The organism is Ideonella flava (genome assembly GCF_051857595.1).
GTDB lineage: Bacteria > Pseudomonadota > Gammaproteobacteria > Burkholderiales > Burkholderiaceae_C > Ideonella.
The window spans coordinates 331417-344800 of record NZ_JBPZHD010000005.1 but is presented as its reverse complement, the minus strand read 5'-3'; the positions used below and the strand labels follow the sequence as shown (position 1 = coordinate 344800).

Here is a 13384-nt window from a genome sequence, read left to right as displayed (position 1 = left end):
TGGGTCTTCCTCAGCGTGAGGTCTGCGGGCTCGACGGGCCGGCAACAGGGGTCTGTCGAACCTGGCCCTGCAGGGACAGCCACTGCGCCAGAAGCTGCAGTTGCTCGTCGGTGTAGCCGCGCGAGTGCTTGCTCATGATGTCCTCGCCTTCCTGGCCTGCCTGCATCTCCTTCATGTCCTCGTAGATCGAGCGAGCCGACTTCCCGGCCAGGGTGTCGAAGCCCGGCCCTGCACCATTGGTGCCGTGGCACTGGAAGCAGTTGGATGCGAGCAGGCGCCCGGGCGGTGGCGGTGCGGCCGCCGTAGCGATCGCGGTGGCCAGCATGGCGGCGAAGGCCAGGCTGTTCTTGAACGTTGCATGCACGGTGACTCTCCAACGCGGGCAACTTGCCCACGCATCAGCATCGCCGATGCCGATTAGCGGGGCCTTAAGGGCCGCCGACCGCGTCGCCAGAGATCAGCTTCGAACGCTAGCCCCGTTGCCGCCGGCTTCCATCGCCGGCTCTGCATGCGTCTCGAGAGCGACCGATGGCAACAGGCAGGCGCCGTTCAGATCGAACACACGCACATCCACCGTGATGCCGGCACGAACGCTCTGCGTCACGATGCAGAAGTCCTCGAACTGCTCCAGCACCCGCTCCAACGACTTCATCCCGCTGGCCACGCCGGCGAGGTGAAGGTCCACGCCGATGCGACCGATCCGAAGCCGGTTCTGTTCATTGCGCACCACCTAGACCTTGGCGAACGCGCGCAAGGGCTCGACATGGTTCTTGAACTTCCGCAGCGAGAACAGCAGGCTCGCGGCAAGGCAGTTGGCCACGGCCGTGCCCAGCAGCCGTGCCGGGTTGGGGCCGGCGTCGCGACCCAAGGGCGCGGGCTCGTCCGTGACCAGCGCCGGCAGCGCGGGGTTGTCGAAGCGGGCCTCGAAGCGATAGTCCGCCTGCTGCACGAGCTGGATGGTGAACCCGGCCTCGGTCATGGGTTCAGCGCCCGGATGCCGGGCACGTGCTCAGGCCGAGCAGGCTGTATGCAGGACAGAAGTGGAACAGTCCCGTGACCAGTGGAAGCACGCCCATGTAACCCCATGCTCCTACGGCATTCGTGGCCGCCAGGCCAATCAGGACCGCGCCGGCTGCTATGCGCAGCACGCGACCCACCGAACCCACGTTGTCAGCAGCCCGCCCGAACGCCGAGCTTGCGCAGGATGATCTCCAGCGGGCACCAGCGGGTGAGGGCGCTTTGCAGCAGGTTGGCGCCCACGAAGGCGGTGAGTGCCAGCCACCAGGCGTTGACGTACAGCGGGCTGCCCGGCACGCCGAGGGCGAGCGAGACGAGGATGAAGGTGCCTGCGAACAGGCGAACGATTTGCCACGAGGTCATGCGGGGGCTCCTTCAGGGTTTGAAATGGCGGGGGCGACCACTGGCGCGTGCCGGTAGGCCACGAAGTACAGCAGCGGGATCACCACCAGCGTCAGCACGGTGCTGACCAGGATCCCGAAGATCAGTGAGACGGCCAGGCCGTTGAAGATCGGGTCGTCGAGGATGAAGAAGGCGCCCAGCATCGCGGCCAGGCCGGTCAGAAGGATGGGTTGGGCCCGAGTGGCGGCCGAGTGAACCACCGCCTCCTTCAGCGCGACGCCTTGCGCGACCTGCAGCCTGATGAAGTCGACCAGCAGGATGGAGTTGCGCACGATGATGCCGGCCAGCGCGATCATGCCGATCATGCTCGTGGCGGTGAACTGTGCACCGAGCAGCGCGTGACCCGGCATCACGCCGACGATCGTCAGCGGGATCGGCGCCATGATGATCATCGGCGTGAGGTAGGAGCCGAACTGCGCCACCACCAGCAGGTAGATCAGGATCAGCCCCACCGCATAGGCGAGGCCCATGTCGCGGAAGGTCTCGTAGGTGATCTGCCATTCGCCGTCCCACTTGATGGCGTAGCCGCGCCAGGCGTCGTCGGGCTGGCGGATGAAGTATTCGCCGAGCGCGCCGCCATCCGGTGTCTTGAGGCCGCGCAGCTCGCCGCGCATGCCGAACAGGCCGTACAGCGGGCTGTCCAACGCGCCCGCCATGTCGGCGACGACGAAGTTCACCGGCAGCAGGTCCTTGTGATAGAGCGGCTGCTCGCGCAGGGTGTCGCTCACCGTCACCAGCTCGCGGATCGGGACCAGCTGCCCGGCAGCGCCGCGCACGGCCAGCTGCAGCAGCGTGTCAAGGTCGCCCTGGGCCGAGGCCGGCAACTGCAGCGTGGCGGCGGCCGGGTACTTGCTCGCGTCGTGCAGGTAGGCCGCGGCCTCACCCGCCAGGCCGGCGCGCAGCGTGCCCACGATCGCGCTCTGGGGCACGCCGAGCATCGCCGCCTTGCGCCTGTCCACCAGCAGCAGCTTCCTCGGCGCGGCCGAGATGCTGCTGTCGTCAGCATCGACGATGCCCGGCGTCTTCTCGAACACCGCGCGCACCGCCTTGGCGACCTGGCGGCGCCCCTCCGCTTCCGGCCCGTAGACCTCGGCGACGATCGGCGACAGCACCGGCGGGCCCGGCGGCACCTCCACCACCTTGACGTTGGCGCCGTAGCGCAGCCCGATCTTCTGCAAGGCGGGGCGCAGCCGCGTCGCGATCGCGTGGCTTTGCTCGCTGCGATCATGCTTGCCGACCAGGTTCACCTGCAGGTCGCCGACCTCGCCGCCCGAACGCAGGTAGTACTGCCGCACCAGGCCGTTGAAATTGATGGGGGCGGAGGTGCCCGCATAAGCCTGGTAGTCGGTTACTTCAGGTTGTCGCGCGAGGTAGGCGCCCAGCTCGCGCAGCACCGCGGCCGTCTGCTCGACGGGGGTGCCGGCCGGCATGTCGACGACCACCTGGAACTCGGACTTGTTGTCGAAGGGCAGCATCTTCAGCACCACCAGCCCGAAGACCGGAAGTGCCAGCGACAAAGCGATCAGGGCGGCGACGCCGCCGCCGAGCAGGGCACGGTTTCGAGCGCCGCGGCGCTCGTCGAGCAGCGGTCGAAAGGCGCGTTCGAACAACGGGCCGACCTTGGCCGCCAGACCCTTGGGCGTGGTGCCGTGATGGGCGTCCGGTGCGTGCTTCATCCACAGGCGCGCCAGCCAGGGCGTCACGACGAAAGCGATCGCCAGCGACAGCAGCATGCCCATGCTGGCGTTGATCGGGATCGGGCTCATGTAGGGCCCCATCAGCCCGGAGACGAAGGCCATCGGCAGCAGCGCGGCGATGACCGTCAGGGTGGCCAGGATCGTCGGGCCGCCGACCTCGTCGACGGCGCCGGGAATCAGCTGGGCCAGCGTCTTGTCCGGATGCAGGGCCTGGTGCCGGTGGATGTTCTCCACCACCACGATCGCATCGTCGACCAGGATGCCGATCGAGAAGATCAGCGCGAACAGCGATACGCGGTTGAGCGTGAAGCCCCAGGCCCAGGAGGCGAACAGCGTCACGGTCAGCGTGAGGATCACCGCGGCACCGACGATCGCCGCCTCGCGCCGGCCCAGCGCGACGAACACCAACGCCACCACCGAAGCGGTGGCGAACAGCAGCTTCTGGATGAGCTTCTGCGCCTTGTCGTTCGCCGAGGCGCCGTAGTTGCGCGACTCGGCGACCTCCACGCCCTGCGGGATCAAGGTGTTGCGCAGGCCGTCGACCCGGCGCATCACCGCGTTGGCGACGTCGATGGCGTTCTCGCCTGGCTTCTTCGTCACCGCGATCGTGACGGCGGGGAACTCGCCGCCCTGCGCGCCCGCGATGCCGTGCCACACATAGCGCTGCGCCGGTAGCGCGCCGTCACGCACGGTCGCCACGTCCTGCAGGAACACCGGCCGGCCGGCTTGCACACCCACCACCAGCTCACCGACCTCGCGCGCATCGCGCAGGAACGGACCGGCCTCCAGGGCCACCGAGCGGTTGCCGCCGAGCAGCTCGCCCACCGGCATGCCGAGGTTGGCCGATTGCAGTGCATTGCGCAGGTCGGCCACCGTCGTCCCGGCGCCCGCCATCCGGGCCGGGTCGATCTCGATCAGCACGGCGCGGCCCGGGCCCCCGACGGTGACGATCTCGCGCGTGCCCGGCACCCGCTTCAGTTCGGCTTCCACGCTGTGCGCGACGCGCTCAAGGTCGAACGCGCCGCCTGCCTCGTTCTTCGCGAACAAGGTCAGCGTCACGATCGGCACGTCGTCGATGCCCTTGGGCTTGATCAGCGGCTCGCCGACCCCCAGGCCGGGTGGCAGCCAGTCCGCGTTGGCATTGACCGTGTCGTACAGCCGCACCAGGGCTTCGGTGCGCGGCACCCCGACCTTGAACTGGACGGTGATCACCGCCAGCCCCGGGCGGGAGACCGACATCACGTGCTCGATGCCGGCGATCTGCGACAGCACCTGCTCGGCTGGAATGGCCACCATCTGCTCCACATCGCGCACGGACGCGCCGGGAAACGGGATCAGCACATTGGCCATCGTCACGTTGATCTGCGGCTCTTCCTCGCGCGGCGTGACCATCACGGCGAAGGCGCCCAGCAGCAGCGCCACCAGCGCCAGCAGCGGGGTGATCTGGGCCGACTGGAAGAAGGCGGCGATCCGGCCGGAGATACCGAGTCGGGTGCTCATGGGCGTTCCTCAGTTCAGGCGGGATGCCGCCTGCGGGTCGAGGGCCACTCGGTCGCCGGCCGACACGCCGGCCAGGACCTCCACCGTGTCGCCTTCCACGCGGCCGAGCCGCACCTGGCGCAGCAGGGCGCGCCCCTCGCCGCCGATCACGTACACGGCCGTGAGTTCGGCGCGCCGCACCACGGCCCGCGCCGGCACATACAGGCGCGTGTCGGCGCTGCCGCCGACCGGCAGCCAGGCCCGGGCGAACATGCCGGGCGTCGCGCCGGACAGGTTGGCGGGAAGGTCCAGCCTCAGCTCCAGCGTGTGGGTGGCGGGGTCGACCGTGGGCAGCAGCTGGGTCTTCACCGGCGTCACGCGCCCCGCCGCTGCGCCAGGCAATTCCACCTGCAGCGGCTGCCCCGGGGTGAGGCGGGCCGCCACCGTCTGCGGCACCGCGACGCTGACGCGCAGGCTGCGCGGGTCGTACACGGTGAGCAGCAGGCGGCCCGGCATCGCCATGTCGCCCAGCACGACCGCAACGTCCGAAACGATCCCGTCGTACGGCGCCTTCACGACGTAGAAGCCCGACTGCGTGCGCGCCGCGCCCGCGGCGGCCAGCTGCGACTGGGCTTCGGCCTGCGTCGCCTTGTACTGCGCCTCGGCACGGTCGAGTGCCGCCTGGCTGATGTAGTTCTCCCGGAACAGCTGCTTCTGGCGCTCGAAATCCTTGGTGGCGGCGTCCAGGGTCGCACGCGCGGCCTGCACCTGCGCCGCGCCGGCCGCCGCGGTCTGCTCGGCGGCGCGGGCGTCGAGCCGCAACAGGACCTGGCCGGCCTTGACCGCGTCGCCTGCCTTCACTTCCAGCGCGACCACGGCACCGGGGACTTGTGCCGCCACGGCTGTCTGGCGCACCGCCTCCACGACACCGTCGAAGCCGGCGAGGCTGGAGGTGCCGCCCGATGTGACGGCCGCAGTGGTCAGTGCCTGCGGCGCCGTGGCCGCGGCAGGGGACACGTTGCCGGCGAGTGCCCCCAGGGCCGCGCCCAGCAGAGCGCAGCAGGCGACGGTTCGGGTTGCGTTGAGTGCCATGGTGTCTTCTGTCGGGGTTGTCTTCAATCGGGTCAGTGTGTATTATTAACTACATAGCTAAATAGTCAATAGAGGATCTGCTCAGGATCATCGGCGCCCTGGGCGTCAACGAGGCAACATGGCGATCCAGCAATCCCCCGCCTGCACGAGCATGGAAGGCCTGCCCCCGCAGGCCCTCGCCCACGTGGCCGCGTATTTCCAGGCGCTGTCGGAGCCGACGCGCCTGCAGATCCTCAACTTGCTGCGCAGCGGTGAACGCAGCGTCGGCGAGATCGCCCAGCTGTGCGGCTACACCTCGGCGAACGTCTCGCGCCACCTCGCCTTTCTCACCCGGCAGGGGCTGGTGGAGCGCGAGAGCCGAGGCACCAGCGGCTACTGCCGCATCGCGGATGAGTCCGTGTACGCGCTGTGCGACCTGGTGTGCGGCCACGTAGGCCGCCAGGCGTTCGCACGCAGTGCGCGGTCCACGGCCAGGACACCCCCGCGCAAGACGTGAAGGCGACAGGGGTCGTCAGTCGCTGCGATACCTTCAGGCCGTCACCGTGGGTGATCGAGGCCTTCAAGTCCGGATTGAACGGGTTCTTCGAGTCTTGACGCAACGCAAGCAGACCGACCCTCCACTTTCATTTCAGTGGAGATCAGCACCGGTGAAATGTCCCTTCACGAAGGTGACGTGGTAGCAGTTGATGATCTCGCGCGCGGCCTCGAAGGTCTCGGCAGCGCCGCCGAGATAGAACAGCCAGGTCCTGCGGAACTTCTCGCTCAAGCGTTGCGGATCGATCTCTCGAATGCGCTCCCAGTGGGCTTCCAGGTTCTTCAGCCACTGCTCGACGGTGCGGTGGTAGTGGTGAGAGGTCGTGACGTCGGGGTCGCCCAGGCGAGTCGTGTCGTGGGTGGTGTTGTCGCAGAAGACCACCCTGAGGTGATACTTCTGCCCGGCGGCGACGCCGTCGACGATTTTGCGGATCAGCGTTCGAACGCCGACAGGCGTTGCTGCATCGCCGGCTCGCGAATCGATGGCGGTCATTCGTGGGTCCTCCTGCTCGCGATGGCTGGCACGGCCCCTGCAATCACCTCGCCAGGACCACGCCCATGAGATCCTTGCGCCGCCACACCGAACGTCATCGCACCGAACGCATCGGCTGGCTGCGCGCCGCCGTGCTGGGCGCCAACGACGGCCTCGTCTCCACGGCCAGCCTGGTGGTGGGTGTGGCGGCGGCGGGCGCCACCCACGCGAACATCCTGGTGACCGGGGTCGCCGGCCTGGTGGCAGGGGCCATGTCGATGGCCGCCGGCGAGTACGTGTCGGTCCATTCCCAGGCGGACACGGAGAAAGCCGACCTGTCCCGGGAGCGGGCAGAACTCGAAAAGGATCCCCTGTCCGAGCAGCATGAACTGGCGGCCATCTACGTCGGCCGGGGGCTCGAGCCCGACCTGGCGCGGCAAGTGGCCGTGCAGTTGATGGCCCACGATGCCGTGGGTGCCCATGCGCGAGACGAACTGGGCATCTCCGCGGTGCATGCCGCCCGCCCGGTTCAGGCGGCGCTGGCTTCGGCCGCCAGTTTCGCGGTCGGCGCACTGCTGCCGTTGGCCGTGACGGCAGTGACGCCCGGGCCGCGGCTGATTCCCTGGGTGGCGGGCACGTCGCTCGGATTCCTCGCGCTGCTCGGCGGCATCGCGGCCCGGGTCGGCGGCGCCGGCATCCTGGCGGGTGCCTGGCGGGTGGGCTTCTGGGGCGCGCTGGCGATGGGGATCACCGCAGGCGTGGGGGCCATGTTCGGCGCAGTCGTCTGATCGGCCGGTGCAGCCGCAGGCAGCCACAGCTCCGGCATCGGCGCCGTCTCGGGAAGCAGCCGGCCGTACTCGTTCTTGATCACCGCGTAGCACTCGCAGGCCTGTTGCGCCAGACCCTGGCGGTCCAGCGCGAGGATGCGCCCTCGCGCCTGGTGGATCAGGCCGAGCAATTGCAGGCGCAGGGCGCCTTCCGTGACGCCTTCGCGTCGAACGCCGAGCAGGCTCGCGATCTGTTCCTGCGTACGACGCCACCATCACCACCCAGATCAAGAGCAGCTTCGTCGAGAACAAGGAAGTCGATGCCGCCAGCATCCGCGTCGAAACGCTCAACGGCACCGTGATGCTGTCGGGCTTTGCGAAGAGCGCCACCGAGAAGGCCGCGGCCGAGGCCCTCGCGCGCAAGGTCAACGGCGTGAAGTCGGTCAAGAACGAGATTGCCGTCCGGCCTTGAAGCCCAGCGGCTCTCTATGTACGCGCCGACCGATTCCTGGCCGCGAGTGACGGCGCAGCCGGACGCGGCGACCAGGAGCAGGGCGGAGAGGCCGGCGACGAAGGCGTGACGGGTGTTCATGGTGGCTCCAGTGTTTGTGGCTTGTCCTGGGTCGATCAGCGGTGCTGCGGTCTTCGGACGACCCCAATTTGCGTGAACCCTGGTGGGCGCTCTGTGCGCAACCGCACAGAACACCGGCCCTCCTTTGATCCGCATCAATCGACGGAACCAATTCGTTGACGGCCGGGCGCGGGGGCCTCGCCTGACTTCGCGAACCTCTTGTCCAGGACGAGGAGCAGAAGCATTCATGCCCCCTGACCCCTCAGGAGGGCGGCCGCAGGAAGGCGGCGAGCATGTCGTCGTCGGCTTCCTGCAAGGTGCGCTGCGCCAGCGTGCGCAGGGTGTCGATCGCCTGCGGTGTCGCCACGTCGATCCCCAGGCCCTTGCCGGGCGGCCAGTCGGCATCCAGGCGCAGCAGGCGGTCACCGAGCCGGTCTTCGACCATGGCCTGCACGTGCTGCTGCTGGGACGAGATCATGGTGAGCACCAGGCGCCCCTCCGACAGCCAGCTCACCGCGCCCGCATCCTCGCGGATCTCCTCGGCGGGCCGGTAGCCGCGCGTGGCGGTGCCGATCGAGAGCATCCTCACCCTCGAGGCATCGACGCCCATGAAGTGCTCGGTCTCGTGCAGGGCGACTTGGTCCGGCGCCACCGCGAACAGGCCGCCGTCCGCGTACAGGCGTTCGCCGATGCGAACGGCCGGGAAGTACGCCGGCGCGGCACAGGCGGCCATGGCCACGTCCACCGCGCGCAGTTCGCGGTCGCCGGCCGAGGCCGCGGCATGCGGCGTCTTGAACACCTTGGTGCGGCACGTCAGGACATCCACCGCGGGCACGACGCAGGCGTGCGCCGCGGCACCCAGGATGCGGTGGCCCAGCTGCAATTGCAGCGCCTCGCGCAGGGCCCTGCCGGAGTACTTCGGGCCCGCCACCGAGCGCGAAAGGTCGATCAGGCGGCTCACCGTGCCGGAGGGCAGCGCGCGATCGGAGAACACGGCCGGGCCCTGTTCGACGAACAGGTCGACCAGGCGCGACATCGGCAGCTCGAAGGCCAGCGCGAGCGCGAGCAGGCCGCCGATGGAGGTGCCGGCCATCAGGTCGAAGCGGCGCCCCAGCGGGACGCCGGCACGCCGCTCCAGCCCCTGCAGGACGATGGCGCTGTACAGGCCGAGGAAGCCGCCGCCGGACAACGAGAGGATGCGAAAGGGACGCGGTTCCGCGCTCACGGCGAGGTGGCTCGATCGGCGGGCGGCGCCGGCGCCAGGATCTCCTGCCTGAGCTGGCGCCGCAGCACCTTGCCCAGGGGGGTCATCGGCAGCGCGTCCCGCAACGCGATGTGCTTCGGCCGCTTGTAGGCGGTCAGGTGCTGCTCGCAGTGGGCCCGTACCGCGTCCACGGTCAGGCTGGGGTCGGACGGCACGACGAACAGGGCCACGGCCTCGCCCGTGCGCTCGTCCGGGACGCCCACCACGCCCGCATCCTTGACGCCGGGGTGCAGCCGCGCCACGTCTTCGATCTCGGCGGGGAAGGCCTTGAAGCCCGAGACCACGATGATGTCCTTCTTGCGATCGACGAACTCGACGTAGCCGCGTTCGTCGATGCGGCCGAGGTCGCCGGTGCGCAGCCAGCCGTCGGGAGTGATCACCTTCGCGGTCTCCTCCGGCTTGTTCCAGTAGCCCTTCATCAGCTGGGGCCCGCGCCCGCAGATTTCGCCGACCTCGCCTTGCGGCACCTCGTGCCCATCGTCGTCGAGCATGGCGATCTCGGTGGACGGCACCGGCAGTCCCAGCTTGCCGGTGTATTCGGGCAGGTCGACCCGGTTGGCGCACAGGATGGGGGAGGCCTCGGTCAAGCCATAGCCCTCCACCAGCGGCACGCCCATGGCCGCCTGCCAGCGTTCGGCGACCCTGCGCTGCAAGGCCATGCCGCCGGCGACCACCACCTTCAGCGCTGCTCGCCTGGCCGCGGCCACCTCGTCGAAGCCTTCGGCGTCGAGCAGGGCGCTGAACAGCGTGTTCACGCCCGTCATGGCAGTGAAGGGCGTGTGCTGCAGCGTCTTGATGAAGCTGGCCATGTCGCGCGGATCGGTCACCAGCACGTTCTCGGCCCCGAGCCGCGTGAAGACGAGCAGGTTGGCGGTGAGCGCGAACACGTGATAGAGGGGCAGGGCGGTGATCACCACCTCCTCGCCCGGCAGCAGCGTGCGGCCTATCCAGGCGATCGTCTGCTCGACGTTGGCCACCATGCTGCCGTGTGTCAGCTCGGCCCCTTTGGGCCGGCCGGTGGTGCCGCCGGTGTATTGCACGAAGGCGGTGTCGCTGGCATGCAGCGGGGGCTCTTCCAGCGCGTGCAGGCTGCCCCGGTGCAGCGCGTCGTGCAGGGTCACGGCCTGTGGCAGCGTCCACGCCGGCACCGGCTTCTTGAAATGGCGCACGATGAAGTTGACGGCGCTGCGCTTGATGGCGGGAAAGAGGTCGCCGATCTGCGTGACGATCACGTGCTTCACGCCGGTCTCCGGCAGGGCCTGCTCCACCGTGTGGGCGAAGTTCTCCAGCACGAGGATGGCGCTGGCGCCGGCATCGCGCAGCTGGAAGGACAGCTCGCTGGCGGTGTACATGGGGTTGACATTGACCACCGACAGCCCCGCTCGCAGCGCGCCGAACACGGCCACCGGGTACTGCAGGCTGTTGGGCAGCATGACCGCGATGCGCTCGCCGCGGGCCAGGCCCAGGACCTTCTGCAGGTAGGCCCCGAAGTCGCGGCTCAGCGCGGCGGTCTCGCTGAAGCTCAGCGTGTCACCGAGGTGGGTGAAGGCCGGTCGGTCGGCGAAGCGGTCGCAGCTGGCGCGGAACATCGATGCCAGCGAGGAGAACCTCCGGATGTCCGCCTCGGCGGGAACACCGGGTGGATAAGAAGCGAGCCAGGGCTTGTCCACAGTCTTGTCCATAGTCTTCTGCTCTCCAGGGTCAGGAATGGGTGGCCGGCATGAGGGCGGCGAGCAGGGCGTCGTCCACGGTTGCTGCGGTCGGTGAACAGCGAGGCCAGGGACACGACGATCGCCACGCCGGCGCTCGGACCGTCCTTCGGAATGGTGCCGTCCGGCACGGCATCACATAGGAAAGGAGCACGACGTTGCACATCGGCACGATGGGAAGCACGTCGTCTGGCAGGGTCACGGCTGGCGTTTCGCTCATCGCTGGGCCTCCATCGATGGACAGACTCTAGGCAGGCCGCGGGGCGCGGCCTTGCGCCAGCGCAAGCCCGTGGCAGGGGGCCGGCGTCTTGAGCAAGCGCAAGCCGGCGGCGCAGGGCTGTCCTAGAGTGGAAACATCGAGTGCTGCAAGGAGCGGCCTGGTGCCGTACGAGCCATGGACCCTGACAAGAGACTGCACAAGCCGCAGGCCGACCCGGCCGAGGACCCGGCCATGCAGGACGAGCGCCTGTTGCGGATCCACCCGCGGCCCGACGGCTACCACTGGACCGACGCCGGCCAGCGCCAGGAGTTCGGGCCCTACGAATCGATGGAGGACGCCCTGGCTGCGATGGACGACTCCGAGCAGGCGGTCGACCAGGCGATCGAGCAGGCCGAGCTGACCGATGAGGCGGAGCAGGGCCTGGAGATCGAATCCCAGGTCGACCGCGGCCAGGAAGACGAAGCCGAGGGCGCGACTTGACCGCTTCCGGGCTGAAGGCGTGGCGCCGTTTCTGGCCCTCCGGCTGCCTCGGCAACGCCACCGGGCGCGATCCTTCCTCGATCCGCTCGTGCCTTCTGGTGCTGGTGGCGATTTGCCTGGTGCCGCCCACCCTGGCTGCCGCCCTGGTGATCGTCCAGGCCTACCGCGACGGGCGGGCTGCGCTGGTCGGCCGGGCCGAGGGGACCGCCCGATCGCTCATGGCCGAGGTCGACGACCGGATCCGCGGCGCGATGTCGGCCCTCCAGGTGCTGGCGACTTCGCCGTCGCTCGCCTCGGGTGACCTGCAAGCCTTCCGGGAACAGGCCGAGCGGGTGGTGCCTTACCAGGCCGGCAACAACGTCGTGCTCAGCGATCTGCAGGGGCGGCAGCTCGTCAACACGCTGGTGGGCGGCGGCGAGCCCCTGCCGGCCCATGGCAATCCGGCGCTGCAAAGCGCCGTCATCGCGACGGCGCGTCCCGCGGTGTCCGACCTGTTCATCGGAGGGGTGACGCGCCGGCCGCTCGTGGCGGTGGAGGTGCCGGTGTTGATCGATGGACGGGTGGCGTACACGCTCGCCATGGGCTTCTTCCCCGACCGGTTCGGCCAGCTGCTGGCCAACCTGCAGCCCGAGGCGGACTGGATCATCGCGGTGTTCGACCGTACCGGGACGACCGTGGCACGCACCCACCTCGCCGAGCGCTTCATCGGGCAAAAGGGCGTGCCGGGCCTGATGGCCGCCATCGCGCGCAGCGACCACGGCGTGTTGGAGCTCGACACGCTGGAAGGCACGCCGGTGTTCTCGGTTTTCCAGCGCTCGGCCGTCAGCGGCTGGACGGTGGCCATCGGCGTGCCGAAGCAGACGCTGCTGGCCAGGCTGCGGCTGTGGGTCACCGTCCTCGCCATGGCGTCGGCGCTGCTGCTGGCGCTGGCCATCGGGATCGCCGGGCGGGTGAGCCGGCGCATTGCCGGCGCGATCGAGTCGCTGGTGCCGCCCGCCCAGGCCCTGGGGCGCGGCGACGAGGTGGACGTGCCCCGGCTGCCGCTGGAGGAGGCCGATGCGCTGGGCCGCGCCATGGTCAGCGCCTCGCAGCTGCTGCGCGAGCGGACCCACCAGCTCGGCGAGGCGACCCAGGAGACCCAGGCAGCCCGGGTGCAGGCGCGCCGGCTGGAACACGAGGCTTCGCACGACCCCCTGACCGACCTGCCGAACCGCGCCCGCTTCATGCAGCTGGTGGCCGGTCACCTGGAGCGGTATCGCGGCGAGGGTGTCTCCTTTGCGGTCTGCTTCGTCGACCTGGACGACTTCAAGCCGGTGAACGACCGGCATGGCCACCAGGTCGGCGACAAGCTCCTGCACGGCTTTGCCGCCCGGCTCGCGGGCGGGGTCCGCGGCAGCGACCACGTCGGCCGCCTCGGCGGCGACGAGTTCGCGGTGCTGCTGGACGACGTGTCGCCGGAACAGGCGCGGGCGGTCGCCGGCATCCTGACCCAGCGCCTTTCCAGCCCCTACGTCGTCGACGGCCTGGAGCTGCGTGTCTCGGCCTGCATCGGCGTGGCCTGCTGCCCGTGGGACGGCACCACCGCCGAGGCCCTGCTCGCCGCGGCGGACGCCGCCATGTACCGGGCCAAGGCGGCGGGCAAGGGCCGGTACGAGATGTCGGGCTTCGGAGCGCTCTGAG

General features: G+C 69.5%; 15 protein-coding genes and 2 pseudogenes. 5 read left to right on the top strand and 12 right to left on the bottom strand.

What is annotated here, in order from left to right; translation table 11 throughout:
• Nucleotides 1-10: 10 nt before the first annotated feature.
• The 7 genes from ACS5PM_RS13105 to ACS5PM_RS13075 form a co-directional block, all read right to left on the bottom strand.
• The gene (locus tag ACS5PM_RS13105; RefSeq protein WP_439388075.1) at nt 11-364 is read right to left on the bottom strand and encodes a c-type cytochrome; all 354 of its coding nucleotides are present in this window, start codon (nt 362-364) and stop codon (nt 11-13) included.
• A 93-nt stretch (nt 365-457) separates the two neighbouring features.
• The gene (locus ACS5PM_RS13100) at nt 458-727 is read right to left on the bottom strand and encodes a hypothetical protein (RefSeq protein WP_439388074.1); all 270 of its coding nucleotides are present in this window, start codon (nt 725-727) and stop codon (nt 458-460) included.
• A 3-nt stretch (nt 728-730) separates the two neighbouring features.
• The gene (locus tag ACS5PM_RS13095; RefSeq protein WP_439388073.1) at nt 731-979 is read right to left on the bottom strand and encodes an OsmC family protein; all 249 of its coding nucleotides are present in this window, start codon (nt 977-979) and stop codon (nt 731-733) included.
• Nucleotides 980-983: 4 nt separating this feature from the next.
• Nucleotides 984-1166, bottom strand: coding sequence for a YgaP family membrane protein (locus ACS5PM_RS13090; protein WP_439388072.1), 183 nt, complete (start codon nt 1164-1166; stop codon nt 984-986).
• A 4-nt stretch (nt 1167-1170) separates the two neighbouring features.
• Complete coding sequence (locus ACS5PM_RS13085; RefSeq protein WP_439388071.1) at nt 1171-1380, bottom strand: YgaP family membrane protein; 210 nt, start codon at nt 1378-1380, stop codon at nt 1171-1173.
• A complete protein-coding gene (locus ACS5PM_RS13080; RefSeq protein ID WP_439388070.1) occupies nt 1377-4616 on the bottom strand; it encodes an efflux RND transporter permease subunit in 3240 nt (1079 codons plus the stop codon). Before ACS5PM_RS13080 ends, ACS5PM_RS13085 begins: the two co-directional genes overlap by 4 nt.
• 9 nt (nt 4617-4625) lie before the next feature.
• On the bottom strand, nt 4626-5687 hold the full coding sequence (locus tag ACS5PM_RS13075; protein ID WP_439388069.1) for an efflux RND transporter periplasmic adaptor subunit: 1062 nt from the start codon (nt 5685-5687) through the stop codon (nt 4626-4628).
• Nucleotides 5688-5838: 151 nt separating this feature from the next.
• Here ACS5PM_RS13075 and ACS5PM_RS13070 point away from each other — a divergent pair, with 151 nt between their 5' ends.
• Nucleotides 5839-6183 carry an ArsR/SmtB family transcription factor gene (locus tag ACS5PM_RS13070; RefSeq protein ID WP_439388211.1) on the top strand — a complete coding sequence of 115 codons (345 nt, stop codon included), beginning with the start codon at nt 5839-5841 and terminating at the stop codon, nt 6181-6183.
• Between the two features lie 132 nt (nt 6184-6315).
• On the opposite strand, the gene ACS5PM_RS13065 is transcribed toward ACS5PM_RS13070, so the two are convergent.
• Nucleotides 6316-6714 carry a class I SAM-dependent methyltransferase gene (locus ACS5PM_RS13065; RefSeq protein WP_439388068.1) on the bottom strand — a complete coding sequence of 133 codons (399 nt, stop codon included), beginning with the start codon at nt 6712-6714 and terminating at the stop codon, nt 6316-6318.
• A 65-nt stretch (nt 6715-6779) separates the two neighbouring features.
• On the opposite strand from ACS5PM_RS13065, the gene ACS5PM_RS13060 reads away from it, so the two are divergent.
• Complete coding sequence (locus ACS5PM_RS13060; RefSeq protein ID WP_439388067.1) at nt 6780-7481, top strand: VIT1/CCC1 transporter family protein; 702 nt, start codon at nt 6780-6782, stop codon at nt 7479-7481.
• Nucleotides 7482-7528: 47 nt separating this feature from the next.
• On the opposite strand, the pseudogene ACS5PM_RS13055 reads toward ACS5PM_RS13060, so the two are convergent.
• A pseudogene (locus ACS5PM_RS13055) lies at nt 7529-7723 on the bottom strand (helix-turn-helix domain-containing protein); the annotation flags it as partial.
• A 2-nt stretch (nt 7724-7725) separates the two neighbouring features.
• Here ACS5PM_RS13055 and ACS5PM_RS13050 point away from each other — a divergent pair.
• Nucleotides 7726-7932: pseudogene (locus ACS5PM_RS13050) on the top strand (BON domain-containing protein); the annotation flags it as partial.
• A 361-nt stretch (nt 7933-8293) separates the two neighbouring features.
• On the opposite strand, the gene ACS5PM_RS13045 reads toward ACS5PM_RS13050, so the two are convergent.
• Genes ACS5PM_RS13045 through ACS5PM_RS13035 form a run of 3 tightly spaced genes read right to left on the bottom strand, consistent with a single transcriptional unit; the run spans nt 8294 to nt 11135 of the window.
• Entirely contained in the window at nt 8294-9256 is a 963-nt protein-coding gene (locus ACS5PM_RS13045; RefSeq protein ID WP_439388066.1) for a CBASS cGAMP-activated phospholipase, read from the bottom strand.
• Nucleotides 9253-10911, bottom strand: coding sequence for an AMP-binding protein (locus ACS5PM_RS13040; protein WP_439388210.1), 1659 nt, complete (start codon nt 10909-10911; stop codon nt 9253-9255). Before ACS5PM_RS13040 ends, ACS5PM_RS13045 begins: the two co-directional genes overlap by 4 nt.
• On the bottom strand, nt 10818-11135 hold the full coding sequence (locus ACS5PM_RS13035; RefSeq protein ID WP_439388065.1) for a S16 family serine protease: 318 nt from the start codon (nt 11133-11135) through the stop codon (nt 10818-10820). The genes ACS5PM_RS13040 and ACS5PM_RS13035 overlap by 94 nt, the downstream gene beginning before the upstream one ends.
• A gap of 263 nt (nt 11136-11398) precedes the next feature.
• On the opposite strand from ACS5PM_RS13035, the gene ACS5PM_RS13030 reads away from it, so the two are divergent.
• Both ACS5PM_RS13030 and ACS5PM_RS13025 read left to right on the top strand, forming a co-directional pair.
• Entirely contained in the window at nt 11399-11704 is a 306-nt protein-coding gene (locus ACS5PM_RS13030) for a hypothetical protein (RefSeq protein WP_439388064.1), read from the top strand.
• The gene (locus tag ACS5PM_RS13025; RefSeq protein ID WP_439388063.1) at nt 11701-13383 is read left to right on the top strand and encodes a diguanylate cyclase; all 1683 of its coding nucleotides are present in this window, start codon (nt 11701-11703) and stop codon (nt 13381-13383) included. Before ACS5PM_RS13030 ends, ACS5PM_RS13025 begins: the two co-directional genes overlap by 4 nt.
• The last annotated feature ends 1 nt before the right edge of the window (nt 13384 follow it).

Coding starts and splice junctions, on each gene's coding strand:
- ACS5PM_RS13080 (WP_439388070.1), bottom strand. CDS start 4,616: ATGAGCACCCGACTCGGTATCTCCGGCCGGATCGCCGCCTTCTTCCAG.
- ACS5PM_RS13075 (WP_439388069.1), bottom strand. CDS start 5,687: ATGGCACTCAACGCAACCCGAACCGTCGCCTGCTGCGCTCTGCTGGGC.
- ACS5PM_RS13030 (WP_439388064.1), top strand. CDS start 11,399: ATGGACCCTGACAAGAGACTGCACAAGCCGCAGGCCGACCCGGCCGAG.
- ACS5PM_RS13070 (WP_439388211.1), top strand. CDS start 5,839: ATGGAAGGCCTGCCCCCGCAGGCCCTCGCCCACGTGGCCGCGTATTTC.
- ACS5PM_RS13095 (WP_439388073.1), bottom strand. CDS start 979: ATGACCGAGGCCGGGTTCACCATCCAGCTCGTGCAGCAGGCGGACTAT.
- ACS5PM_RS13065 (WP_439388068.1), bottom strand. CDS start 6,714: ATGACCGCCATCGATTCGCGAGCCGGCGATGCAGCAACGCCTGTCGGC.
- ACS5PM_RS13060 (WP_439388067.1), top strand. CDS start 6,780: ATGAGATCCTTGCGCCGCCACACCGAACGTCATCGCACCGAACGCATC.
- ACS5PM_RS13085 (WP_439388071.1), bottom strand. CDS start 1,380: ATGACCTCGTGGCAAATCGTTCGCCTGTTCGCAGGCACCTTCATCCTC.